Genomic DNA, 24940 nt, shown 5'->3' with positions numbered 1-24940 from the left:
AACATTCAAACTGCTGCCCCAGCAGCAACCGGGCAACACCCGTTGCTCGACGGCCAGCACGCCAGGCAACAGTGGCATTTCCGTATTTCTCCTGAAAGCCTCGCGATCCGTGGCTTACAGCCTATTTCCAGACAATTGGCATGGGTTTCGCTCTAGGGCTGGGGACTGCCTTTTCTTCAAGGACCCTTCATGAAACTCCCGCACAAGCTGGCCTTCGGGCTGAGTCTGCTGACCCTATCCCTCAGCGCCTTCGCCGCCGACACCTACGCGCCAAAACCCGATCCGCAGCAAGGCGATGGCCGTGTTTCGGCGTTCTACACCTGGGAAAAGGCCATTCCGGCGACACCGGGCAAGCTGCTGCGCAGCGAGCCACTGGAAAACACCCTCACCCTGCCCGGCTCGGCGAAGCAACTGCGCATTCTCTACAGCTCCACCGACGGGATCGACGGCAAGACCCCGGTGGCGGTGTCCGGCGCGCTGTTCATTCCGCAGGGCAAGGCGCCGGAAGGCGGCTGGCCGGTGGTCACCTGGGGCCACGGCACCGTTGGCGTGGCGGATATCTGCGCGCCGTCCTGGGCCGGGCGTTCGTACCGTGACGTGCAGTACCTGGCTCGCTGGCTGAGCGAGGGCTACGCCATCGTCGCTACCGACTATCAGGGCCTCGGCGTCCCTGGCGGCCATCCACTGCTGAACAACCGCATGGCCGCCTACGGCATCCTCGACGCAGCGCGGGCCGTGATCGCCGGCGTGCCGGGGCTGGCCAACAAGGTGCTGGTGCTCGGTCAGTCCCAGGGTGGCGCCGGCGCCTTCGCTTCGGCCGCCTACGCGCCAACCTACGCCCCGGACCTGGGCCTGAAAGGCAGCGTCGGCACAGGCGTGATCTACACCGTCGGCGAGAAGAACGTCGGCGAGCAGGACCCGAACAAGGTCGACGCCGCCCTCGCCTACGGTTTCTACACCCTGCTCGCGGCGCAGCAGTACAACCCGGACATCAACCCGCGTGACTTCTACACCGACAAGGCCCTGCCGCTATTCGAACAGGCGCGCACCAGTTGCCTGTCGTCGTTGGTCTCCGACGTCATCGGCACCGGCCTGACCCCGGCCAACAGCCGCAAGGTCAACGACGGCGCACAACTGAAAGCCTGGCAGGCGCAGGTCAGCTACCCGACGCTGAAACTGGCGCAACCGATCTTCATCGGCACCGGTGCCGAGGACAAGACACCCGCCGCCTCCACCCAGGTGGCGCTGATGCAGGACGCCTGCAAGGCCGGTTCGGTAGTCGAGGGTCATCTGTACAAAGGCCTGGGCCACAGCGAGACGGTGAACGCCTCGCTCAAGGACTCGCTGCCGTTCGCCCGCAAGGTGTTCAGCGGCCAGCCTGTTGCCCCCGTCTGCAACCCCACCGTGCAATAAGGACTTCGCCATGAGTATCGAATTCTTCACCCGCCTGCCCCTCCACGGCGAAACCCAGTTCCTCCCCGGCGACCCGCGCAACCGCGGCGACTGGCATGCCGGCAGCGACAGCACCGGCGCGGTGTCCGGCTTCAGTGTCGGCGACCACTTCACCTATATCGATTACCTCGGACAGATCGCCCGGGCCGCCGAGATCAACAACTTCGGCGGCGTGCTGATGGTCAACGCGCCCTACGGCGAGGAGCCGTGGACGGTGTGCTCGCTGCTGGCCCGGGAAACCCGCACGCTGAACTACGTCGCGGCGTTCCAACCGTACCACTACACGCCGTGGGTCGCCGCGCAACAGGCCGCCACCTACCAGCGCGCCACCGGCAACCGGCTGATCTGGAACATCATCAACGGTGGTTCCGACGCCGTGCAGCGCCAGGTCGGCGACTTCAGCGACCACGACGAGCGCTACGCCCGCGCCACCGAGTTCATGGATGTGGTCAAGGGCTACTGGCACTCGGAAGACTTCCACTATGACGGCCACTTCTACAAAGCCCAGGGCGGCGGCCTGCGCGGCCCGCAGAAAAAAGCCGAGTTGCCGTTGATCTGCACCGCCGGCTCGTCGAACGCCGGCCGCGAGTTCGCCGCCAAGCACACGGATTTCTACCTGATGCGCGCCGAGCACCCGGACGAGATTCGCAAGCTGATCGCCGACATCCGCGCGCGGGCCTTGAAGTACGGACGCAGTGACATCCGCTTCGGTTTGTCCATCGACGTCATTACCCGCGAGACCGAAGAACTGGCGCATATCGAAGCCAAGCGCTTCTTCGATGAAGGCGTGGCCAAGAACACCATCAAGGCCGCGGCGGCGCACGCCGGGCTGCGTAGTGCGCGCAAGCTGAGTTATGAAGAGGAATACGGCAGCCGCGAGGAAAGCCGCCAGTTCGATGACTTCTTCATCTATCCCAATGTCTGGGCCGGGTTCGGCTACATCGGTATTCCGCCAGGGCTGGCGCTGGTGGGCAGCTACGAAAACGTGGTGGCGCGGATTCGCGAGTACAACCAACTGGGGATCGATGTGTTCTTCCTGGCGGGGTATCCGCATCTGGAAGAGGCCTATCGGTTGGGGGAACACATTCTTCCGCACTTCCGCGGGGAGCGGGAAAAACTGCGGCGGGTGGCGGTGCCTGAGCTGAAGGTGGCTGGCTGAGAAAACATTTGGGGCCTCATCGCTGACAAGCCGGCTCCCACAAAATCTGTGGGAGCCGGCTTGCCGGCGATGAGGCCATCAGCAACAGCATCACCTCAGCGCAAGCCACCCTGCCGCTGCCGATACTCCCCCGGCGTCACCTGCGCATACCGCAGGAAAAACCGGCTGAAATACGCCGGGTCCTTGAACCCCAGGCTGTAGCAGATCTCGTTCGCCGAACTACCGGTGAACAACAGCAGCCGCTTGGCTTCCTGCATCAACCGCTCCAGTACCAAACGCTTGGACGGCAGGTCGGCGATGCGCCGGCAGATGTCGTTGAGCCGCGCTTCGGTCACGCCAATCCCCTCGGCATAACGCGAGAGCGGCCAGTGCTCCAGGTAATGCGCTTCGATCAGCTCGTTGAAGCGATGGAAAATCAGCAAGTCCTCATGCCGCGTGGAGCGCGCCGGCAGTGAGCGGGCACACAGGCGTAGCAGGCTGATCATGATCAGCCGCGTCAGGCTGTGCAGCGCCGCGCCGCGACCCGCTTCGTCGCCATTCACTTCGCCATGCAGCAACTCGAACAACCGTTCCAGCCGCTGCGCCTCCACGGCGAAATTGCCTTCCAGCCCCGTCAATGCCACGCACGCCGGCGCCACTTGCGGCCCCGGCGCGAGTGCCGGATCGGCTTCGAGTAACTGCCACACAAGCTGCTGGCGCACGGTCAGCACATGGCCGTCGGCGTCCGGCTCGGTGACGAACGAATGGGGAATGGTCGGCGGCGTCAGGAAGAACATCGGCCCGGATTCGACGTACTGCCGGTCATCCAGATAGACCCGCACCGTGCCCGACTTGACGTAGTGCACCTGGAAAAAACGGTCGTGACGGTGCACCGGCATATTGCGACCGAAGAAGCCCGCCAGGTTGCCGAGCTTGTCGTAGTGCACTTCCGAGTCGCTGTAGCGCTGGTCGTAGACCTGACCGATGTTGATGTTGGGGATCGGCGTGCGATCGCTCATGGCTCTGTACCCGTACCGCTTGTTGTTCTGCGCGCAGCTTACCGCTGCACGGATGAAACGGCAGCTTGCATTTCATTAACATCTTAATTATAACGTTAACACATTAACAATTATTCCCGCGGGGCGCCCGATGCCCTGCCCTTGCCAGGAGAAGAGCATGAGCCGTGCCCTGCATGACGCTGCCACCGGCACCCTGTTCGGCGTTGCGCTGAACTACAAGGGTCTGCTGGAACAGCGTCTCGCCGAATTCGAACAGGCGCCGTACCAGAAGCCACCGGTCAAGCCGGTGCTGTTCATCAAGACCCCCAACACCCGCAATGGCCACGGTCAGCCGGTCATCTATCCAAAGGGCGTCGAACACCTGCAGGCCGGTCCGGCACTGGGCGTGGTCATCGGCAAGCGCGCCAGCCGCGTCAGCGCCGAGCAGGCCCTGGAACACGTTGCCGGTTTCACCATCGTCAACGAGTTCAGCCTGCCGGAAGAGAGCTACTACCGCCCGGCGGTCAAGGCCAAATGCCGCGACGGTTTCTGCGTGATCGGCCCGGAACTGGTGCCCGTCGAGCAGATCGCCGACCCGCACAGCCTGGACATCCGCCTGTTCATCAACGGCGAAGTCCGCCAGCAGAACAGCACCGCCAACCTGGTGCGCGGGATCCCGCAACTGATCGCGGAAATCACCGAATTCATGACCCTGCATGAAGGTGATGTGCTGATCACCGGCACCCCTGAAGGCCGCGCCGACGTCAAGCCGGGCGACCACGTCGAAATCGAAATCACCGGATTGGGCCGCCTGGCCAACCCCATCGTTGCCGAGGAGGAGTCGCACTGATGAAACACGCTCGTATCCGTTTCCAGGGCGATGTCCACGCGGTCACCGTCGAAGCCGACAACGCTGTGCGCCTGGCCGATGGCCGCCTGATTGCCGAAGACCAGGTGGAGTGGTTGCCACCTGCCACCGGCAGCATGTTCGCCCTGGGCCTGAACTACGCCGACCACGCCGCCGAGCTGGCCTTCGCGCCGCCGACCGAGCCGCTGGCGTTCGTCAAATCGCCAGGCACCTACACCGGCCACAACCAGATCACCTGGCGCCCGGACAACATCAAGTACATGCACTACGAGTGCGAACTGGTGGCCGTGATCGGCAAGCCGGCGCGCAACGTCAAGCGCGAGGACGCCCTGGAGTACCTGGCCGGCTACACCGTGTGCAACGACTACGCCATCCGCGATTACCTCGAGAACTACTACCGCCCCAACCTGCGGGTGAAGAACCGTGACGCCACCACCCCGGTCGGCCCGTGGATCGTCGATGTGGCCGACGTGCCAGACCCGACGAAGCTGACCCTGCGCACCTGGATCAACGGTGAGCTGAAACAGGAAGGCACCACCGCGGACATGATTTTCGACATCCCTTACCTGATCGAATACCTGTCCAGCTTCATGACTCTGCAACCGGGCGACATGATCGCCACCGGCACGCCGGAAGGCCTGGCCGACGTGGTGCCGGGTGATGAAGTGGTCGTGGAAGTGGAAGGCGTGGGCCGTCTGGTCAACCGAATCGTCAGCGAAGCCGAGTTCTTCGCTCAGTACAACAAAGAGGCATGAGCGACATGATCAAGCACTGGATCAACGGCCGTGAGGTCGAAAGCAAAGACACCTTCGTCAACTACAACCCGGCCACTGGCGAAGCCATCGGCGAAGTTGCCAGCGGCGGTGCCGAGGAAGTCGCCCAGGCCGTTGCCGCGGCGAAAGAAGCCTTCCCGAAATGGGCCAACACCCCGGCCAAGGAACGCGCCCGCCTGATGCGCAAGCTGGGCGAGTTGATCGAGCAGAACGTGCCGAAACTGGCCGAACTGGAAACCCTCGACACCGGCCTGCCGATCCACCAGACCAAGAACGTGCTGATCCCGCGTGCCTCGCACAACTTCGATTTCTTCGCCGAAGTCTGCACCCGCATGGACGGCCACACCTACCCGGTCGACGACCAGATGCTCAACTACACCCTGTACCAGCCGGTAGGTGTGTGTGGCCTGGTGTCGCCGTGGAACGTGCCGTTCATGACCGCCACCTGGAAGACCGCGCCGTGCCTGGCACTGGGCAACACCGCGGTGCTGAAGATGAGCGAACTGTCGCCGCTGACCGCCAACGAGCTGGGTCGCCTGGCCGTTGAAGCTGGCATCCCCAACGGCGTGCTGAACGTGATCCAGGGCTACGGCGCCACTGCCGGCGACGCGCTGGTCCGTCACCCGGACGTGCGGGCGATTTCCTTCACAGGCGGCACCGCCACCGGCAAGAAGATCATGCAGACCGCCGGCCTGAAAAAGTACTCGATGGAACTGGGCGGCAAGTCGCCGGTGCTGATCTTCGAAGATGCCGACCTGGAGCGCGCGCTGGACGCCGCCCTGTTCACCATCTTCTCGCTGAACGGCGAACGCTGCACCGCCGGTAGCCGGATCTTCATCCAGGAAAGCGTGTACCCGCAGTTCGTCGCTGAATTCGCCGCCCGCGCCAAGCGCCTGATCGTCGGTGACCCGACCGACCCGAAAACCCAGGTCGGCTCGATGATCACCCAGGCCCACTACGACAAAGTGACCGGCTATATCCGCATCGGTATCGAGGAAGGCGCCACCCTGCTCGCCGGTGGACTGGAGCGTCCGGCCAACCTGCCGGCGCACCTGGCCAAAGGTCAGTTCATCCAGCCGACCGTGTTCGCTGACGTGAACAACAAGATGCGCATCGCCCAGGAAGAAATCTTTGGCCCGGTGGTCTGCCTGATCCCGTTCAAGGACGAAGCCGAAGCGCTGCAACTGGCCAACGACACCGAATACGGCCTGGCTTCGTACATCTGGACCCAGGACATCGGCAAGGCCCACCGCCTGGCCCGCGGCATTGAAGCCGGCATGGTGTTCATCAACAGCCAAAACGTACGCGACCTGCGCCAGCCGTTCGGCGGTGTGAAGGGCTCGGGTACCGGTCGCGAAGGCGGTCAGTACAGCTTCGAAGTGTTCGCCGAGATCAAGAACGTGTGCATCTCGATGGGAAGCCACCACATTCCGCGTTGGGGTGTGTGATTCCGCTTCGGCCCTTGGGCTGAAACAGGATCTGTGAGCTGTACCTGTGGGAGCGAGCTTGCCGGGACGCCGGACCGTCGCGAAGGGCTGCGCAGCAGCCCCAAATCGGTGTTGGATTTGCGACCGCTTTGCGGTCGTTCGCGAGCAAGCTCGCTCCCACAGGGGAACTGCAGCGCGAGAACAAAAGAAGAACAACAGAATCAGGAGTTCCATCATGGGCGAAGTCGTCCTGGCAGCCAAAGTCTGCCACGTCCCCTCGATGTACCTGTCCGAACTGCCGGGCAAGCACCACGGCTGCCGTGAAGCGGCCATCGCCGGGCACAAGGAAATCGGTCGCCGGGCCCGCGAGCTGGGCGCCGACACCGCAGTGGTGTTCGATGTGCACTGGCTGGTCAACAGCGCCTACCACATCAACTGTGGCGAGCACTTCAAAGGTGTCTACACCAGCAACGAGCTGCCGCATTTCATCAAGGACATGGAATTCGAATACCCCGGCTGCCCCGAGCTGGGCGAACTGATCGCCGTCGAGGCCAACGCCGCCGGCGTGCGTACCCAGGCCCACAACATTCCGAGCCTGGAACTGGAATACGGCACCCTGGTACCGATGCGCTACATGCACATGGGCGTACCGGAAAGCGAGCGCCTGAAGGTGGTGTCCATCGCCGCCTGGTGCGCCTGGCACCGCCTCGAAGACAGCCTGGCCTTCGGCGCCGCCGTACGCCGCGCCATCGAAAAGAGCGACCGCAAGGTGCTGGTGCTGGCCTCAGGCTCCCTGTCCCACCGCTTCTCCGACGACCGCAACGCCGAAGCCAACATTCACAACTGGACCCGCGAGTTCGACAAGCAAGTCGACATGCGCGTGGTGGAGCTGTGGAAGCAAGGTCGCTTCAAGGAATTCTGCGCAATGCTCCCCGACTACGCCGCGCACTGCTACGGCGAAGGCGGCATGCACGACACCGCAATGCTGCTCGGCCTGCTCGGCGGCGCCGACTACGACAAGCCGGTGGAAGTCCTGACCGAAGCCTTTGGCAGCTCCGGCACTGGCCAGATCAACGCAATCTTCCCGGTTTGAAGCAGCTTTGAGCTGCAAGTTTGAAGCTGCAAGAAAGAGCGACTTGCGGCGCCGTTGCCATCAACGCCAACCCTTCCTGCCGCTTGCAGCTTGAAACTTTACGACGAAGGAGTCTTAGAAAATGCCGCACTTCATCGCTGAAATCACCGACAACATCGAACAACAGGCCGACCTGCCCGTCCTGTTCGAAAAAGTCCACGCCACCCTCGGCGCTAGCGGCGTGTTTCCGCTGGGCGGCATCCGCAGCCGCGCGGTGCGCCTGGACACCTGGCGCATGGCCGACGGCAAGCACGATTACGCCTTCGTCCACATGACCCTGAAAGTCGGCCACGGCCGTGATCTGGAAACCCGTACCCAGGTCGCCGAGCAACTGTTCGCGGTCATCACCGAGCACTTCGCTGCACTGCAGGCCGAGCGTCTGCTGGCGCTGTCGTTCGAAATGATCGAGCTGCACCCGCAACTGAACTTCAAGCAGAACAACGTCCACGCGTTTCTCAACAACCAGGCGGGCTGAACCCTCCCGCCTGTAACACCAACGGCCACTCTGACAAAAAAGAAAAAATCATGAGCACAGCCAATACCGCAGATACCGTAGCACTCGGGCGTCAAGACTCGACCCACTCCACCATCACCTGGCGGCTGATGCCGTTGCTGCTGGTGTGTTACCTGTTCGCCCATCTGGACCGCATCAACATTGGCTTCGCCAAGATGCAGATGAGCGCCGACCTGCACTTCAGCGACACGGTGTATGGCTTCGGTGCCGGCCTGTTCTTCATCGCCTACGCGATGTTCGGCGTGCCGAGCAACATGGCCCTGGACCGTGTCGGCCCGCGCCGCTGGATCGCCACGTTGATGGTGGTCTGGGGCGCCCTGTCCACCAGCATGCTGCTGGTGGAAACCTCCACCGGTTTCTATGTGTTGCGCTTCCTCCTGGGCGTGGCCGAGGCCGGCTTCTTCCCGGGCATTCTGGTCTACCTCAACCGTTGGTACCCGGCCCGACGCCGTGCTCAGATCACTGCGCTGTTCGCGATCGCCGTGCCCATGGCCGGTGTGGTCGGCGGCCCGCTGTCCGGCGGCATCCTCGAACTGTTCCATGACGCCGCCGGCCTGCGCGGCTGGCAGTGGATGTTCCTGCTTGAAGGCGCTCCCGTCATCCTGCTCGGCCTGGTAGTGCTCAAGTGCCTGCCGGACAACTTCAACAGCGTCAGCTGGCTGAGCGACGAGCAGAAGCGCGGGCTGCGCGAAGAGCTCAACCAGGAAGAACAACGCAAGTCGATCACCTCCTTCGGCGGCCTTTTCAGCGATGTGCGGGTCTGGCTGCTGGTCGCGGTGTATTGCGCAGTGATGCTGGCGGTGAACACCCTGGCCTTCTGGATGCCGACCCTGATCCACGGCGCCGGCATCGGCAGCGACGGCCGCGTCGGCCTGCTCAGCGCCGTGCCGTACCTGGCGGGCTGCTTCTTCATGATCGCCTGCGGCCGCTCCTCGGGCCGCCGCCGCGAGCGCCGCTGGCACCTCTGCGTGCCACTGCTGATGTCCGCCTTCGGGATCGCCGTGGCCGGTATCGCGCCGGACAACGCCATCCTGGTGATGGGCGGTCTGATCATCGCCGGCATGGGCGCCAGCGCCGCGCTGCCGATGTTCTGGCAATTGCCACCGGCATTCCTGTCCAACACCACCCAGGCGGCGGGCATCGGCCTGATCAGTTCGCTGGGCAGCATCGCTTCGTTCGCCGCACCGTACCTGATCGGCTGGATGCGCGACACCACCCACAGCGCCAGCCTCGCCCTGTACGTGCTAGCCGTTTTCATCACACTCGGCGGCCTGCTGGTGCTGCGCACCAACGCCGCCACCGTCAACCCTCAGTAAGAGATTCGATCATGCTCGACCACAGCCAGATCCTCAGCGCCGCGGCCCAACTGGACCGGGCCGAACGCAACCGCGAACAGGTGCGCCAGTTCTCCCTGGAGCACCCCGCCATCACCATCGAGGACGCCTACGCCATCCAGCGCGCCTGGGTCGCGCAGAAGATCAAGGACGGGCGCAAGCTGGTCGGTCACAAGATCGGCCTGACCTCCCGCGCCATGCAGGTGTCGTCGAACATCACCGAGCCCGACTACGGCGCGCTGCTCGACGACATGCTGTTCGAAGAAGGCACCGACATCCCCTTCGAGCGCTTCATCGTGCCGCGGGTGGAAGTGGAGCTGGCGTTCATTCTCGGCAAACCGCTGAAAGGCCCGAACGTCACCGTGTTCGACGTGCTCGACGCCACCGAGTGGGTGATTCCGGCACTGGAAATCATCGACGCGCGTATCCAGCAGGTCGACCCGCAGACCCAGGCCACCCGCAAGGTCTTCGACACCATCTCGGACAACGCCGCCAACGCCGGCGTGGTCATGGGCGGCCGCCCCGTGCGGCCGACCGATATCGACCTGCGCAAGGTGCCGGCGGTGCTCTACCGCAACGGCGTGATCGAAGAGTCCGGCGTCTCCGCCGCGGTGCTCAACCACCCGGCCAAGGGCGTGGCGTGGCTGGCCAACAAGCTGGCGCCGTACGACGTCACCCTTGAAGCCGGACAGATCATCCTCGGCGGTTCGTTCACCCGTCCGGTGGCGGCGCGTCCGGGCGACACCTTCCATGTCGACTACGACATGCTCGGCTCCATCGCCTGCCGTTTCGTCTGATCAGGAGAGTCCCATGGACATGCCCGTCAACCGCTTCAAACAGCGCCTGAGCGAAGGCTCGGCGCAGATCGGCCTGTGGCTCGGCCTGGCCGACGCCTACTGCGCGGAGCTGGCGGCCAACGCCGGCTTCGACTGGCTGCTGATCGACGGCGAACACGCGCCGAACGACCTGCGCGGTATGCTCGCGCAGTTGCAGGCCGTGGCGCCGTACACCAGCGAGGCGATCATCCGCCCGGTGATCGGCGATACCGCACTGATCAAGCAGGTCCTCGACATCGGCGCACAGACACTGCTGGTGCCGATGGTGGAAAGCGCCGAGCAGGCCCGCCAACTGGTGCGCGCCATCCACTACCCGCCGCAGGGTGTGCGCGGCGTCGGCAGCGCCCTGGCGCGGGCTTCGCGCTGGAACAGCATCCCCGGCTACCTCGACCATGCGGACGCGCAGATGTGCCTGCTGGTGCAAATCGAAAACCAGGAAGGCCTGGCCAACCTGGACGAGATTGCTGCGGTGGAGGGTGTTGATGGTGTGTTCATTGGCCCGGCGGACCTCAGCGCGTCCATGGGTCATCGTGGCAACCCGGGGCACCCGGATGTGCAGGCCGCGATCGAAGACGCCATTGCGCGAATCAACAAGGCAGGCAAAGCGGCGGGGATTCTCAGCGCGGATGAAAAGCTCGCGCGGCGCTATATCGAACTGGGCGCGAAATTCGTTGCGGTGGGTGTGGATACCACCGTGCTGATGCGCGGGTTGCAGGGATTGGCGGCGAAGTTCAAGGATGGGCAGGTGGCACAGCCCACTTCCGGCGGCGTTTATTAATTTTTGGGGCTGCTTTGCAGCCCTTCGCGACGGTTCGGCGGCCCGACGAGCTCGCTCCTACAGGTTCACGCTGGCTGTAGGAGCGAGCTCGTCGGGCCGCCGAACCGTCGCGAAGGACCGCGCAGCGGTCCCAAAGCCAGCTACCGCCGAACCTGCTTCAACTCATCCAGCAACCCCAACAACTGCTGCAACTTCTCCTCACCAAACTGCCCCTGCAACCGCTGGTAGTTGGCCTCCATGCACTGGCTCATCGAGCCGAATATCTGCTCGCCCTTCTCCGCCAGTTCCACCAGCACCCGACGCTGGTCGGTTTCGGCGCGGCGACGGTTCACCAGGCTGGCCGCTTCCATGCGCACCAGCACCCCGGTCATGCTCGGTTTGAGAATGCAGGCCAGGTCGGCCAGACGATAAATCTCCATTTCACCCTGCTGGCGCAATATGCGGATCACCCGCCACTGCTGCTCGGTCAGGCCGTGTTCGTTGAGGGAAGGTCGGAAGAAGCGCATGGAGGCTTCACGGGCTTGCAGCAGGGTCAGTGTCAGGGACTGACGAGGACGGCTGGACATGAAAATTCAGGGTGCTCAGGTTATTTTGTTAACACTTTAACAAAAACCATGCCGCACAACAGTGCCGCACCGCACCTGGCACCGTAGATCAAATAGGCCGGCACAGACGATCAAGACATTGCTGCGGCCAGAAGCGTTAATGAGCGACATAACGCGTCCGACACACGGCCGCCGCCGCACCCTTTTCTTCCATTGTTCAAGGAACACCTGCCATGACCCTGACCGCCAACCAACTGAACATCCAATTGAGCGAACTGGACGCCTGGGGCACCGTTGCCGACCTGGGTTCGGAAATCCTCGAAGGTGAAGTCCGCGCCTTCGGCAAAATGACCTTCGGCGCGCCGACCGACGCCATCAGCAGCGCCTACTTCGGCACCACCCAGGGCAAATTCCGCATGGTCTACCCGTTCAACGAACAGGCCGTGGTCGTGACCGGCGCCGTGCGCCTGACCGACGAAAGCACCGGCCAGGTCACCGAGTACAAGGCTGGTGACAGCTGGTTCGTGACCAAGGGCACGCCGGTGCTGTGGGAGATTCTGAGCGAGAGCTTCGTGAAGCATTACTTCGCGGTAGCCTGAACAGTCATCGCTGGCAAGCCGGCCCGGCGGCCCGCTTGCCGGCGATGAGTTCCTGAAGACCTACACCGCCCCCTGCAACGACCCCGCAAAGATCGTCCACATAGCCCTCAACCGGCGCTCATACGCCGCCTGCCCGGCATAGATCAACTCGACGATAAGGCTGTCCACCACCCCCAGGTAGGCATCGACGAACAGTTCCTGACGCTCGTCATCCAGTTTCGGCAACTGCCGCTGCAGTGCCCTGCCGAACACCTCGCCCATGCGCTCCAGATAGCCTTCGAAACCCGCCGAGATCATCGAGCGCAGCTCCACTGGCGGAAAGAACGCCGCCCGCAACAGAAAGCGCAGGTGCGCCGATTCCAGATAGCGCTCGGACAGGCAGCGGGCGTACAACGCGCCCGGCAGCCCCTTGTCTGCGGCGAAGCAACCTTCCACATACAGGCGCTCGGCTTCCAGGGCCCGCTCGAAGACCGCTTCGAACAGGTCGTCCTTGCTGCTGAAGTGGGCGTACAGCGATGGCTTGCGCATGCCTACCGCCACCGCGATGTCGTTGAGCGAGGCGGCGTCATAGCCGGACTCGGCGAACTGCTCGACCGCCACCCCGCAAATCTTCTCCGCCGAAGGCGAAAGGGTTCTCATGCAACACGTCTCCAATCAACAGGCATTCAATGGCCGGCGAGGCTGTTCAGCGTCGCCGTGACGTTGCGGGTGCTGGCCCGCACCAATATCGCAACCAGCAACGCCGCCAATGCCAGCAACAGGGCCCAGTGGGCCGCGCCCAGGGGCGCCATGATGCCTGACAACGGCGTGGCCGACGACGAAATGATCAACTGCATGGCGCCCAGCAGCGCCGCGGTGGAGCCCAGCGCACGGCTCTGCGAGGACATCACCAGAGACATCAGCGTGGCCTCGGCCACACCCAGTCCGAACATCGCCAGCGCAAGACCGGCGACGATGCCCCACAGGCCAGCACCGGCCAGGGTGCCCAGCAAGGCAATGACGGCACCCACCAGCATGCTCGCCGCGCCCCACTGCGCCAGCCGCGCCAGGCCCTTGCGCGCGACCAGCCGGCCAGCGGTGATCGCCCCCAGCAGGATGGCCACACCGGTGGCGCCGAACAGCGCACCGAAGGCTTCCACCGACAGACCGAAGTGCGTCTGGTAGACGAACGCCGCGCCGCCGATGTAGGCGAACAGGAAGAAGAACACCGCCGACAGCGCCAGCGCCGGACGCAGAAATGCGCCATCCCGCGCGATACGGGCGTAGGTGCGCAGGAAGTCCGCCGGATGCCACGCCATGCGCTTGTCCTGCGGCAGGGTTTCCTTTAGCACCCAGGCCGAATTCAACAGCACCAGCACGCCCAGCCCGGCGAGGGTGAGCATGATCGCCCGCCAGCCAAAGTGAGCACCGATGAAACCGCCCAGCGCCGGAGCGATCACCGGAGCAAGGCCCTCGATGGTCATCAGCAGGGCGAAAATCTGCGCCGCCCGCGCACCTTCGGCGACATCGCGGACCATGCTCATGATCACCACCAAAGTCAGGGCACTGCCCAGGCCCTGGACGAAGCGCGCCAGCAACAGCGCATCCAGCGAGTCGGCCTGCGCCGCGGCCAGGGAACTGCCAATAAACACCAGCAGCCCCGCCAACAACGGCCGACGCCGGCCCAGCGCATCCACCACCGGGCCAAACAGCAACTGCCCGGCGCCCATCGCCAGCAGGAATACGGTCAAGGTCAACTGCACCCCGGCATAGGAAACCCCGTACTCCTCGGCGATACCCGGCATGCTCGCCAGATACATGTCCACCGCCGACGGCCCCAAGGCACCGATCAGGGCCAGGGCGACAGCGAATTTGACGTGAGGGGTCGGGGTTGATTCCAGGGTCTGCATAAGGCTCATTCCAGGTTGCAGTGACAACGACGCCAGTCGCCAGGTTGATTTCAAAAATCAACCTAACGACCGGTAGGTAGACAACATGGGCGAGCCTAAAGGCAACCCTGCTCAGGGTCAAGTCGGTCAGTGCTGGAAAGTCCTTTTTACGCCAGGGCCAGGCCGGCCAGGCTGGTGCTGCGGAAGTCCTTCGGCGACTGCTCGAACTGTTTCTTGAACGAGCGGCTGAAGTGCGCCGAATCGGTGAAGCCCCACTTGTAGGCAATCGTGGTGATGGATTCGGTCTTGTGGATCGGGTTGGCCAGGTCGTCCGCGCTGCGCTGCAGGCGCACCCGCTGGATGTAACGGCAGACACTGTCGCCCTGCTCTTCGAACAGGCGGTACAGGTGACGCACCGAAATATTCAGGCGACTGGCCAGGCTGACTGGCGTCAGGCCGGGTTGGCCGAGGGACTCATCGATGACCTTCTGCACATAACTGCGCAGGTCCGCACCCTGCAACGAAGCCGGCAGGTGGCTGGCCTGGTCGCTGCCCTCGATGGCCGAGCCGAGCAATGACAGGAAGGCACTGTGCAGCGCTTCACCTTCGGCATGCTCGCTTTCGCCGGCCGGGGTTTCCTTGCAGAGCTGATCCATCAGCAGGTGCAGCATGCGCCCGCAGGCCTTGCTCTGGGAGATCTTGCCGAAGATCCGCTGATCGCTGCCCAGTTGCCGGCAAACCTGATCACGGGAGAGCGACAACGAAGCGTGTTCGATCAGGCCGAACGGCATGATCTCGCAGGCGCCGACCGCGTCCATCAGCAACATCTCGCCGGGAGCGAGTTGCAGGCTGACGCCGTTCTGGGTGACCTGGGAGAAACCGGTGCGCTGGCTGACCAGGAAGCAGCTCTGGTCGTTGTCGCGGTCGGCCTTGAGACCGTTGCGGCGAATGACGCCGGCATTGGTGCGCAGGTTGGCCATTCCCAGCCCACCCCGCGACCAGGTGGAAATCTCACCGATGAACAGCGAGCGGTTGAACGCAAGTTCGGTTTCAAAATACCCGCAAGTAGCCTGCATCGCCGCGTTCCAGCGATCCAGGGCCGAGCCGGTAGCCTGATGGATACTCATACGTACCTCCACAGTGGCATCTTGTTTTTGTCACGCAATAGTTAACATGTTATCTATATGCACGCAACAATTCTGTAAGCCTGTATGTGAAAGCACATTGAGTGCCAACTTGAAAATCAGAGCGATTCCAGCAGCTTTTTCAACCCAATCAACGCCGTTAGCAGCAGGTCCCGCTGCTGCGGGCTGATGCGGATATACCGCCGAAACGCCGGCATTCTGTTAACAACTTCACTACCGCCCATGTGTTCCAGGGTAACAGTCCACTGGCCCTCCGCACGCTCCAGCCGCAGGCGTTTGAAATCCAGCGGCATCAGCGCCTGGTAGAGGATCGGGTCCTGCTCCAGCCGCTGACGGATCCTGTCCGCCAGCCCCGCTTCGCCGCCCTTCTGTTTCCAGCCGATCCCGGTGCGACGAATCGCACCACGATGATGCGCATCCAGGCGCACCGTGCCCTCGGAGCTGGCACGGCATTGCAGACGAAACTCGCAGAGCACGAGGTGCATGAGCAGTTGTGCTTCGGCGCGCTCGCGCACTTCGAATTCGAGGCCGCCAGCCAGGGCGAAGCGCGCCCGGCCGACTTCCAGCACTTGGCACTCCTTGACGCCAAGGTTGCGCCGCAGGTGCTCCAGGGTTACCCCCGGGCGATAGCCCGAGGGTGCACGATCAAACAGTCTTTGCCACAGGTTCGGCGTAGTAGTCGCCATGATGCGCTCCAGGTTCGTTGGCGAATTCCTTGGCCAGGACTTCTTCGACCACCGCCGGTTTGAACGGATTGACCTTCTGCACCACCAGCGTCCAGAACAGCGCGTAGGCCGCGGTGCCGCCGAGCATCCAGGCGAACGGCACATAGACGTCCGCAGGGTTCATGCCGGGCGGAGTGATGAACCACATGCCGATGATGATGCCGACGCTGGACAGGATTTGCGGCAGCGGGAAGAACGGCGAGCGGTAGGCACGCGGCAGGTCCGGGCGACGGATACGCAGGATCACTACCGACACTGTCACCAGCAGGTACGCGGTACTCCAGGCGCACACCGCCGCCAGCACCAGGTGCATGATGTTGTCGGTGTTGCCGCCCAGGTACAGGGCATGCAGGCACGGGATCAGCATCGCCACCAGGATGCACAGCAGCGGCGTCTTGAAGCGCGGGTGCAGGTAGGTGAAGACCTTCGGCAGCGCGCCGTCCACGGCCATGCCGTAGAGAATCCGCGGCACACCGGCCATCAGCGTGTTGATAGTGGCGGCGCCGGCGAACAGGAAGCCGATACCCAGCCACAGCGGGCCGATATCACCCATCACCTGTTCGGCGAATTTCGGGATCGCCATCGGCGTGTCCAGCAGGTGCACACCACTGGCGGCATCGAGCACCACGTTCTCGACCTGGCGCTTCATCGCCGCGCCATAGATGAACATGCAGGACGCCACGCCCAGCAGGCCCAGCGCCATCGCCCGCGGCATGGTCCGCGCCGAGCGGCGCAGGTCCGGGGCCAACGGCGTGACGAACTCACAGCCGACGAACATGAACATCGCCATGCCCACCAGCGACAGCACGGTGATCAGGTCAGTGCCGACCATCGACTCACCAAACCAGCCGTCCAGTTCCACCGCCGGCGCAGCGATCAGGCCGAGCACGCCGAACACCATCAGCGTGGTCCACATACCGAATGTGAGGATGATTTCCGCCTTGCCGAAGGCGCTGACGCCAAAGGCGTTGAGCACCGCGAACACCACCACGAAGCCCACGCCCAGCAGCCAGGAGCCGCCGGCCGATTCGGCCAGGGTATTGAGGTGTTCGAAGTTCACCAGCGCCATCACGCCGGCGAGGATGGTTTCCGCGGTGCCGGCGAAGACGTGGACAATCAGGTACGCCGACAGCGTGCCGGTGATCGCGAAGAAGCGGCCCATGCCGCAGTTGATGTAGTCGTAGACCGAACCGGTTGTCGGCAGGATCGACGCCGCTTCGGCGAAGGTGGTGGATTGCGCCAGCATCAGCAGCACCGCGATCAACATCGCCATGGCGAAGGCACTACCGCCGATGCCGAAACCCATGGTCGCGGTCAGGATGACAGGGCTGGCCATGATCAGGCCGATGGTACTGGCGAGGGCGGTGGGGAACCCGATCGTGCCCCGGTTCAGGTGCGCGCTGAGCGTGTCGTTGAGCGACATGGTGAAGGACCTCAAGAGCCGTTGTTATGGTTGTGCGTCACTGTGCGCCGCACTCCATGCCACGTCTTGCCCCAGACTGCCGGGGGTTTTGTTGCTGGCTGCCAGGCCTGAACTCCGCCCTCCTTGTGGGAGCTGGCTTGCCAGCGATTAAAGCCCTTAAGCCCTATGCATCAAGCCTCCCCATGCGCCTTCTGCTTCAACCGCTCGGTATCCACCCGCACGAACACCGAATCCGCGGTCACGGTCAGCACATCGCCGGCCCAGACCTCACAGATCACCCGGCTCTTGCGCCCCACCTCGCCCTCGACCCGCGCCTTGAGCGTCAGCTCCACGCCCATCGGTGTCGGCTTCAGGTAGGTCAGGCCAAGGTGGCCGGTCACGCAGTCGATACGCGGCAGCGATCCCGGTTCGCGCCCTTCGGCCCGGTAGTGATAGGCCATGGCCGCCCAGTTGGAATGGCAATCCACCAGCATCGCCAGCAGGCCGCCGTAGACCAGGCCGGGCCAGCCGCAGAACGTGCTATCGGGCGCATGCGTGCAGATCAAGTGGATGCCGTCATCGGCCCAGTGGCTTTTCAGATGCAGCCCGCTGGGATGGGCCGAACCGCAGCCGTAGCAAACGCCATCCGGCGCAGCCAGGTCCTGAAGGGATAGAGCGTGGGAATTCATGGGTTTCCTGATTTATTTTTGTAGGAAAGTTCAGATGTTAACGCTCTCATCCTACCTTTCCAACACACCCACCAAAGTCCACCTCGATGCGTCATTAGGTCTCACATGGCGACCCGCCATCGCAGGAAGGAGTAAGCTAGCCCCCAGCCAAGCCAACCATCCGAACAAGGACCGCTGTGATGATTGCTACTGATGCTTGCAGGCACCACGCCGATGACGGTTCGCCTTGCGCTTATCCGCGCAGGGCGCCGTACGCCGGGCTGTTCCTCGCCTGGAGCGCGACCCGCAACCTGCTCAGCCGCGACTTCAACGCCGACTACGACGCCGAGATCCAGGCCCTGGGCGAACGCCTGATGACCCCCGCGCGCTTTTTCCAGTTGTGCTGCGACGGCTTTCTGGTCGATGAAGACCTCAACCGCCAGGGCAATGCCTTCGCCGCCTACTACCTGAGCCTGCAAGCCCCTTCCCTGTCCTGCGACCTGCTGGAACTGCTGGACAGCGACGCCGAAGCCGCGGCGAGCTGGGACCACTACGACCTGCTCAAGCCACGCCTGGACCTGCGTTTCGCCCAATGGCAGGCCGGTCAGTGAACCTGATGCGATAAAAACTGTCTTTGCGCTGGTGGCTTGTCGATGTTTCCTACAAAGACAAGCCCCGGGGACGTCCAACGGTTATCCCCTTTCTCACCCTTCGTTGCGCTGGCGGCAGGCATGCGGCCGGCGGTTTTCATTTTTTTCTTCTCGGGGAAGATAACCATGCGCCTGCTTCGCCCTCTCCGCGCACGCTCTGCCGTGCTACCCGCGCTGTTCGCCGGCGTGTTCATGAGTGCCCTCGCCCACGCCGAAGAGCCCGCCAGCGATGATCGCTGGGTCAGCGACAGCCTCAGCACCTACGTACGCAGCGGCCCGACCGAGGGTCATCGGCTGGTCGGCACGCTCAAATCCGGACAAAAGGTCAAACTGCTCACCACCCAAGGCAACTTCAGCCAGGTCCGTGGCGAATCCGGCGATGTTGTGTGGATCGCCAGCAGCGACCTGCAGAACGTCCCCGGCCAGGCCGAACACCTGCCGCAACTCACCGCCCGGGTCGCGCAACTGGATGAACAACTCAAGACCATCGACGACAGTTGGAAAACCCGGGTCCAGGGCATGCAGGAGACCCTGGATTCGCGCAAAGCGCTGATCGACGAACTGCAGGCCCGCAACCAGTCGCTCAACGAGGAACTGACCGAGGCCCAGTCGCAACTGCGCGACACCCAGGCCCGGCTCGGTGACGAAAACAAACAGGTGCTGATGCGCTACATGGTCTACGGCGGCGGCATCGCCGGGGCCGGCTTGCTGGCGGGGTTGATCCTGCCGATGCTGAGCCGCGGTCGTAAGCGCAACAGCGGCTGGGTTTAATTGCCGCTCAACGAGTAAGGACCACTGGCCAACTGCTCCCGCAGAAACGCCACACACGCCCGCACCTTCGCCGAACTGGACGAACGCACCGCCGTCACCGCCCAGATATCCGCCGGCTGATGCCAGGCCGGCAGCACCCGCACCAGGGCGCCGCTGGCCAGGCTGCCGGCCACGTCCCAGCGCGAGGCCATGATGATGCCGTGGCCGTCGTGGGCCCACTGGCGGACGATGTCGCTGTGGTTCGAGGCCATCGGCCCGGTGACCTTTACCGTCTCCGCGCCGTTCGGGCCCATCAGTCGCCACACGCCGAAGCGGTCATCACGGCTGCGGAACAGCAGGCAATCATGCTGGGCCAGGTCCGCCGCCACCTTGGGCATGCCCCTTCGCGCCAGATACTCCGGCGACGCCGCCAACACCCGGGTACTCTCGGCGATGCGGTGGGCGATCAGGTGCTTTTCCTGGACCTCGCCGACGCGGATATCGATGTCGAAATTGTCGGCGATCAGGTCCACCCGCCGGTCCAGCAACTCAACCCACACCTCAAGCGCCGGGTACTGTCGGCGCAGCAGCGACAGAATCGGCGCGATGTGCTCGCGGCCCAGGCGCAGGCTGGTGCACAGCCGCAACGTGCCTTGCGGTTCGCGCTGGCCACCGGACAGCGCATCGACCATCGCCCCGACGTCCTCGAGAATCTTCTGCGCCCAGACAAACGCCGCCTCGCCATCGCTGGTGATGTTGACCCGCCGGGTGGTGCGGTTGAACAGCTTGACCCCGAGTTGCTCCTCCAGGGTGGCGATGCGCTTGCTGACATGGGCCGGCGATAGCCCGGTCTCGCTGGCGGCGGCGATGAAACTGGAGCGCCGGGCCACTTCGCAGAACAACTGCAGGTCCCGCAGCAGCGGCTCATTATTCGCTGTGAGCACATTCTGATTCTTCATTACGCCCGATTATCTCCTGGGACTTTTTATTTAGCCTCTCACAAAACCTGCCTTGTCGCACAAGCCAGAACAACAAGAGAGACCTATGAAGAAGATTCGCATTGCCGTCGCCGGCGCCGGCCTGATCGGCCGCCGTCATATCGAACTGATCCAGGCCAGCAACGCCTGCGAACTGGCCGCCATCGTCGATCCGCTGCCCGCCACCGCGCCCTTCGCCGACAGCCTCGGCGTGCCGCTGTACAGCGACCTCGACAGCCTGCTGGCCGCGCAACGCCCGGACGGCGTGATCCTCGCCACCCCCAATCAACTGCACGTCGAAGGCGCCCTGACCTGCGTCGCCCACGGCATTCCAGCGCTGATCGAAAAACCGGTGGCGCACAGCCTGGAAGAAGGCAAGCGCCTGCTGGCCATTGCCGAGCAGGCCGGGGCGAAACTGCTGGTCGGCCATCACCGCGCCCACAGCGCGATTCTGCAGAAAGCCCGTGAAGTGATCGCCGAAGGCGTGCTTGGCAATCTGGTGGCGGTGATGGGCAGCGCGCTGTTCTACAAGCCCGACGACTATTTCGACGCCGCGCCCTGGCGCCGCCAGGCCGGCGGCGGCCCGGTGCTGATCAACATGATCCACGAGATCGGCAACCTGCGTTCGCTGTGCGGCGAGATCGTCGCCGTACAGGCCCAGGCTTCCAGCGCCACCCGCGGTTTCGCGGTGGAAGACACGGTGTCCATCAGCCTGCGCTTCGCCAGCGGCGCCCTCGGCACCTTCATGCTCTCCGACACCGCCGGCTGCGCACGCAGTTGGGAGCAGACTTCGCGGGAAAACCGCGACTACCCGAGCTATGACGACGAAGACTGCTACGTGCTGGCCGGCACCCAGGGTTCGCTGTCGATCCCGACCATGCGCCTGAAGTACTACGACAAACGCGAAGACCGCTCGTGGTGGAAGCCGTTCGAGACGGCTGTCGCCAGTCTTGATGAAGCGGATCCGCTGGAGCGTCAGTTGGCTCACTTCTGCCAAGTGATCCGTGGCGAAGCCGAGCCGCTGGTGGGCGTGCGGGATGGTTTGCGTAATCTGCAGATTGTCGATGCGATCAGTGAGGCGGCGCGGACGGGGCAGATCGTTTCAACCGAGCAGTTGTAGAACCCTGGGCACCTCATCGCTGGCTTGTCGGGGCGCCGAACCGCAGCGATGAGGCCCCAGGGAACACCATAAAAACAACAAGAGACCACACTCATGGCCACCCACGAAAACACCCACCAAACCAAAAAAGCCACCGCCAGCGGCTGGGTCGGCTCCGCCCTGGAGTACTATGACTTCTTCATCTACGCCCAGGCCGCGGCGCTGATTTTCCCGCAGATCTTCTTTCCCGCCGGCGACCCGAAACTGGCAATCATCGCCTCGCTCGCCACCTACGGCGTCGGCTACCTGGCTCGCCCGGTGGGCGCCTTCGTGCTCGGCCACTGGGGCGACACCCGCGGGCGCAAGAATGTCCTGCTGTTGTGCATGTTCCTGATGGGCATCGCCACCTTCGCCGTCGGCCTGCTGCCAACCTTCAACCAGATCGGCTACTGGGCCCCGGCGCTGCTGGTGGTGCTGCGGCTGATCCAGGGCTTCGCGGTGGCCGGCGAAATCGCCGGCGCCAGCTCGATGATCCTCGAACACGCGCCGCCCGGACGCCGCGGTTTCTTCGCCAGCTTCACCCTGCAGGGCGTCCAGGCCGGCCAGGTGCTGGCGGCGGCGATCTTCCTGCCGCTGGCCTACTTCATGCCCGAAGAAGCCTTCAATAGCTGGGGCTGGCGCATCCCGTTCCTGCTCAGCGCCGCAGTACTGATCGCCGCGTTCATCATTCGTCGCGAGGTCAAGGAACCGGAAGCCTTCGTGCAGAAAGTGGAAAACGTCACCCGCACCCGCTCGCCGATCCGTGAAGCCTTCAAATACAGTTGGCACGGCATGCTGGTGGTGTTCGGCGTGTCGCTGATGAACGTGATTCCGGTGGTAACCACGGTGTTCGGCGCCGCCTATGCGGTACAGCCAGCCTACGGCGTCGGCTTCGACAAGAGCGTGTACCTGTGGATCCCGGTGGTCGGCAATATCGTCGCGGTCATGGTGATCCCCTTCGTCGGCAACCTCTCCGACCGCATCGGCCGGCGCCCGCTGATCATCGGCGCGGCCATCGGTTGCGGGCTGATGTCCTTCGCCTACCTGTACGCCATCAGCATTCACAGCGTGCCGCTGGCCTTCGCCGCGTCGCTGCTGATGTGGGGCACGATCTACCAGGGCTACAACGCGATCTTCCCGAGCTTCTTCCCCGAACAGTTCCAGACCCACTACCGCGTGTCGGCCATGGCCGTGGCGCAGAACATCGGCTACATGATCACCGCCCTGCTCCCGGCGCTGTTCACCGCTGTGGCGCCGCCGGGCTCGGACAACGTGCCGCTGCTGATTGGCGCCATCACCTGCGTGGTCACCGCCATATCGGCGATCGCCGCCTGGAGTGCGCCGGAAACCTTCCGCACGCCGCTGGACCAGCTCGGCAAACACGATGCCGTGGCCCTCGACAAAACCACTTATGACGCGCAACGGGCCCAGGCCCTGCGCACCACCCCCTGACCGGAAACGCTCTCCATGCAAACCCTACTCGTACTCAACGGCCCCAACCTGAACATGCTCGGCCTGCGCCAGCCCGAGGTCTACGGCCGCGAAACCCTCGCCGATGTCGAAGCCCTGTGCCGCGCCACCGGTGCCAGCCACGACCTGAACATCGAGTTCCAGCAGACCAACCATGAAGGCCAGATGATCGACTGGATCCACCAGGCGCGCGGTCGTGTCGCCGGCATCGTCATCAACCCTGGCGCCTGGACCCACACCTCGGTGGCCATCCACGACGCGCTGATCGCCGCTGAAGTGCCGGTGATCGAGGTGCACATCTCCAACGTGCATCGCCGCGAGTCGTTCCGTCATCACTCGTATGTATCGCTGATAGCGCAGTCGGTGCTGGCCGGTTTCGGCACCCACGGCTACGCGCTGGCCATCACCCATTTCGCCCGTCAACTCCAAGGAAGCCAAGCATGAAAACCCTCGGCAATCCCACTCAACGCCTGCGCCTGGGCTTCGTCGGTGGTGGACTGGAATCGTCCATCGGTTCCACCCACCGCTACGCCGCGCACCTGGACGGGCAGTTCGAACTGGTGGCCGGCGTCTTCGCCCGCGACCCGGCGCGCAACCGCGCCGCCGCCGAGGCCTACGGCATCGCCGAAGACCGCATCTACCCGGACTTCCAGACCATGGCTGTGGCCGAAGCGGCCCGCGAAGACGGCGTTCATGCTGTAGCGATCATGGCGCCGAACGCCGTACACGTGCCGGCCAGCCTGGCCTTCCTCGACCAGGGCATCGACGTCATCAGCGACAAGCCACTGGCGGCCAACCTCGCTGAAGCCGAGACCCTGCTGGAGCGGGTCCGCCGTGGCCCGGCGCTGCACCTGCTGACCCACAACTACAGCGGCTATCCGCTGATCCGCGAAGCCCGCGAACTGATTGCCAGCGGTGTGATTGGCGATGTACGCCTGGTCCAGGTCGAACACGCCAGCGCCTTCGGCACCCACCCGCTGGAACAGCAAGGCGCCAAAGCCCTGATGTGGCGCACCGACCCGGCACAGTCCGGCGCATCCTCGGTACTGGCCGATGTCGGCGTTCACGCCCATCAACTGCTGCGCTTCGTCACCGGCGAGGAAATCAGCGAAGTGTCGGCGGAACTGAGCACCCTGGTGCCGGGCCGCGTCAGCGACGACAACGCCCACGTCAAACTGCGCCTGGGTAACGGCGCGCGCGGCATGCTCTGGGCCAGTTTCGTCGCGGCCGGGCATCGCCATGGTCTGCAGTTGCGCGTGTTCGGCTCCAAGGGCTCGCTGTACTGGCACCAGGAAGACCCGGAGCGTCTGGAAGTGCGCTACCAGGACCAGCCGCACCAGATCCTGCGCCGTGGCGAAGCCTGGCTGAGCGAATCGGCGCGCTTGTCGACGCGGATCAAGGCGGGCCAGCCCGAGGGCTTGCTGGAAGCGTTCGCCAATATCTACAGCGAAGCGGCCGAGCGTATTCGTGCCCGTCGCGAGCAACGGGCGCCGAGCGCGCAGTCGCTGCTGTGCCCGACGGCCGAAGACGGGCTACGCGGAATGAGCTTTATCGATGCCTGCGTGAAGTCGGATCGGGCGGAGGGGCGCTGGACTGAGGTTGTCTGAGTGTTGCGTGAGAATTGTTTCTGCCGCTGACCCGCAATGCAGAACGCTTTTACAAAGCTCAGCGATTTCATCCATTGAATTGGGATTTTTCCTATATACCCGCCGCTGACCGGCATTCAGGATTTCTGCGGAATTCATTCCTCAGG

Annotated in this window: 27 protein-coding genes; 17 read left to right on the top strand and 10 right to left on the bottom strand. The window is 63.9% G+C overall.

The genetic code is table 11. The features are described from left to right. The first annotated feature begins 189 nt into the window (after positions 1-189). Positions 190-1413 carry a lipase family protein gene (locus DM374_RS29530; protein ID WP_110973094.1) on the top strand — a complete coding sequence of 408 codons (1224 nt, stop codon included), beginning with the start codon at positions 190-192 and terminating at the stop codon, positions 1411-1413. Positions 1414-1423: 10 nt separating this feature from the next. Further along, the gene (locus DM374_RS29525; protein WP_110973093.1) at positions 1424-2611 is read left to right on the top strand and encodes an LLM class flavin-dependent oxidoreductase; all 1188 of its coding nucleotides are present in this window, start codon (positions 1424-1426) and stop codon (positions 2609-2611) included. A 95-nt stretch (positions 2612-2706) separates the two neighbouring features. Here the strand turns inward: DM374_RS29525 and hpaA are convergent, their stop codons facing one another. Then, on the bottom strand, positions 2707-3609 hold the full coding sequence (gene hpaA, locus DM374_RS29520) for a 4-hydroxyphenylacetate catabolism regulatory protein HpaA (RefSeq protein ID WP_110973092.1): 903 nt from the start codon (positions 3607-3609) through the stop codon (positions 2707-2709). A gap of 157 nt (positions 3610-3766) precedes the next feature. On the opposite strand from hpaA, the gene DM374_RS29515 reads away from it, so the two are divergent. The 8 genes from DM374_RS29515 to hpaI all read left to right on the top strand — a co-directional run bounded on the left by DM374_RS29515 (position 3767) and on the right by hpaI (position 11250). After that, positions 3767-4438 (top strand): fumarylacetoacetate hydrolase family protein, encoded by a 672-nt coding sequence (locus tag DM374_RS29515; RefSeq protein ID WP_110973091.1) that lies wholly within the window; start codon positions 3767-3769, stop codon positions 4436-4438. Continuing rightward, on the top strand, positions 4438-5211 hold the full coding sequence (locus DM374_RS29510; protein ID WP_110973090.1) for a fumarylacetoacetate hydrolase family protein: 774 nt from the start codon (positions 4438-4440) through the stop codon (positions 5209-5211). Before DM374_RS29515 ends, DM374_RS29510 begins: the two co-directional genes overlap by 1 nt. 5 nt (positions 5212-5216) lie before the next feature. Then, entirely contained in the window at positions 5217-6677 is a 1461-nt protein-coding gene (gene hpaE / locus DM374_RS29505; protein WP_095159794.1) for a 5-carboxymethyl-2-hydroxymuconate semialdehyde dehydrogenase, read from the top strand. 214 nt (positions 6678-6891) lie between these two features. Next, positions 6892-7749 (top strand): 3,4-dihydroxyphenylacetate 2,3-dioxygenase, encoded by an 858-nt coding sequence (hpaD, locus tag DM374_RS29500; RefSeq protein ID WP_110973089.1) that lies wholly within the window; start codon positions 6892-6894, stop codon positions 7747-7749. A 121-nt stretch (positions 7750-7870) separates the two neighbouring features. Next, entirely contained in the window at positions 7871-8263 is a 393-nt protein-coding gene (locus DM374_RS29495; RefSeq protein WP_110973088.1) for a tautomerase family protein, read from the top strand. 50 nt (positions 8264-8313) lie between these two features. Further along, a complete protein-coding gene (locus DM374_RS29490; RefSeq protein WP_110973087.1) occupies positions 8314-9618 on the top strand; it encodes an MFS transporter in 1305 nt (434 codons plus the stop codon). An 11-nt stretch (positions 9619-9629) separates the two neighbouring features. Next, positions 9630-10433, top strand: coding sequence for a 2-oxo-hept-4-ene-1,7-dioate hydratase (hpaH, locus tag DM374_RS29485; protein WP_110973086.1), 804 nt, complete (start codon positions 9630-9632; stop codon positions 10431-10433). A 13-nt stretch (positions 10434-10446) separates the two neighbouring features. Next, entirely contained in the window at positions 10447-11250 is an 804-nt protein-coding gene (gene hpaI, locus DM374_RS29480) for a 4-hydroxy-2-oxoheptanedioate aldolase (RefSeq protein ID WP_110973085.1), read from the top strand. 140 nt (positions 11251-11390) lie between these two features. Here hpaI and hpaR read toward each other — a convergent pair whose 3' ends face one another. After that, positions 11391-11816, bottom strand: coding sequence for a homoprotocatechuate degradation operon regulator HpaR (gene hpaR / locus DM374_RS29475; RefSeq protein WP_110973084.1), 426 nt, complete (start codon positions 11814-11816; stop codon positions 11391-11393). 212 nt (positions 11817-12028) lie between these two features. Here hpaR and DM374_RS29470 point away from each other — a divergent pair, with 212 nt between their 5' ends. Next, a complete protein-coding gene (locus tag DM374_RS29470; RefSeq protein ID WP_095159801.1) occupies positions 12029-12394 on the top strand; it encodes a cupin domain-containing protein in 366 nt (121 codons plus the stop codon). A 60-nt stretch (positions 12395-12454) separates the two neighbouring features. On the opposite strand, the gene DM374_RS29465 is transcribed toward DM374_RS29470, so the two are convergent. The 6 genes from DM374_RS29465 to DM374_RS29440 form a co-directional block, all read right to left on the bottom strand. Beyond that, positions 12455-13033, bottom strand: coding sequence for a TetR/AcrR family transcriptional regulator (locus tag DM374_RS29465; protein ID WP_110973083.1), 579 nt, complete (start codon positions 13031-13033; stop codon positions 12455-12457). A 26-nt stretch (positions 13034-13059) separates the two neighbouring features. Further along, on the bottom strand, positions 13060-14283 hold the full coding sequence (locus tag DM374_RS29460; protein ID WP_110973082.1) for a multidrug effflux MFS transporter: 1224 nt from the start codon (positions 14281-14283) through the stop codon (positions 13060-13062). A 146-nt stretch (positions 14284-14429) separates the two neighbouring features. Further along, positions 14430-15389, bottom strand: coding sequence for a transcriptional regulator FeaR (gene feaR / locus DM374_RS29455; protein WP_110973081.1), 960 nt, complete (start codon positions 15387-15389; stop codon positions 14430-14432). Between the two features lie 116 nt (positions 15390-15505). Then, positions 15506-16093 (bottom strand): DUF3156 family protein, encoded by a 588-nt coding sequence (locus tag DM374_RS29450; protein WP_110973080.1) that lies wholly within the window; start codon positions 16091-16093, stop codon positions 15506-15508. After that, a complete protein-coding gene (locus tag DM374_RS29445) occupies positions 16053-17555 on the bottom strand; it encodes an APC family permease (RefSeq protein WP_095159805.1) in 1503 nt (500 codons plus the stop codon). The genes DM374_RS29450 and DM374_RS29445 overlap by 41 nt, the downstream gene beginning before the upstream one ends. A gap of 170 nt (positions 17556-17725) precedes the next feature. Beyond that, positions 17726-18223: a PaaI family thioesterase gene (locus DM374_RS29440; protein WP_110973079.1), complete on the bottom strand. Its 498-nt coding sequence runs from the start codon at positions 18221-18223 to the stop codon at positions 17726-17728. A 179-nt stretch (positions 18224-18402) separates the two neighbouring features. Between DM374_RS29440 and DM374_RS29435 the strand changes: the two genes are divergently transcribed. Beyond that, positions 18403-18813, top strand: a complete 411-nt coding sequence (locus DM374_RS29435) for a DUF7832 domain-containing protein (RefSeq protein ID WP_110973078.1) — start codon at positions 18403-18405, stop codon at positions 18811-18813. Here the strand turns inward: DM374_RS29435 and DM374_RS33305 are convergent. Beyond that, positions 18807-18980 carry a hypothetical protein gene (locus DM374_RS33305; RefSeq protein ID WP_157969767.1) on the bottom strand — a complete coding sequence of 58 codons (174 nt, stop codon included), beginning with the start codon at positions 18978-18980 and terminating at the stop codon, positions 18807-18809. The genes DM374_RS29435 and DM374_RS33305 overlap by 7 nt on opposite strands. A 64-nt stretch (positions 18981-19044) precedes the next feature. Between DM374_RS33305 and DM374_RS29430 the strand changes: the two genes are divergently transcribed. Continuing rightward, the gene (locus DM374_RS29430; protein ID WP_225422621.1) at positions 19045-19623 is read left to right on the top strand and encodes a TIGR04211 family SH3 domain-containing protein; all 579 of its coding nucleotides are present in this window, start codon (positions 19045-19047) and stop codon (positions 19621-19623) included. Here DM374_RS29430 and DM374_RS29425 read toward each other — a convergent pair. Continuing rightward, entirely contained in the window at positions 19620-20561 is a 942-nt protein-coding gene (locus DM374_RS29425) for a LysR family transcriptional regulator (RefSeq protein ID WP_110973076.1), read from the bottom strand. The genes DM374_RS29430 and DM374_RS29425 overlap by 4 nt on opposite strands. An 85-nt stretch (positions 20562-20646) precedes the next feature. Here DM374_RS29425 and DM374_RS29420 point away from each other — a divergent pair, with 85 nt between their 5' ends. From DM374_RS29420 to DM374_RS29405, 4 genes are all read left to right on the top strand, one after another. After that, positions 20647-21699, top strand: a complete 1053-nt coding sequence (locus DM374_RS29420) for a Gfo/Idh/MocA family protein (protein ID WP_110973075.1) — start codon at positions 20647-20649, stop codon at positions 21697-21699. Between the two features lie 93 nt (positions 21700-21792). After that, entirely contained in the window at positions 21793-23169 is a 1377-nt protein-coding gene (locus tag DM374_RS29415; protein ID WP_110973074.1) for an MFS transporter, read from the top strand. Between the two features lie 15 nt (positions 23170-23184). After that, on the top strand, positions 23185-23631 hold the full coding sequence (gene aroQ / locus DM374_RS29410; protein WP_110973073.1) for a type II 3-dehydroquinate dehydratase: 447 nt from the start codon (positions 23185-23187) through the stop codon (positions 23629-23631). After that, entirely contained in the window at positions 23628-24794 is a 1167-nt protein-coding gene (locus DM374_RS29405; protein ID WP_110973072.1) for a Gfo/Idh/MocA family protein, read from the top strand. The genes aroQ and DM374_RS29405 overlap by 4 nt, the downstream gene beginning before the upstream one ends. Positions 24795-24940: the final 146 nt, after the last annotated feature.

This window comes from Pseudomonas huaxiensis, from assembly GCF_003231275.1.
In the GTDB taxonomy this organism is placed as follows: domain Bacteria; phylum Pseudomonadota; class Gammaproteobacteria; order Pseudomonadales; family Pseudomonadaceae; genus Aquipseudomonas; species Aquipseudomonas huaxiensis.
The sequence above is the reverse complement of the archived record's forward strand: the minus strand, read 5'-3'. Positions and strand labels throughout refer to the sequence as shown.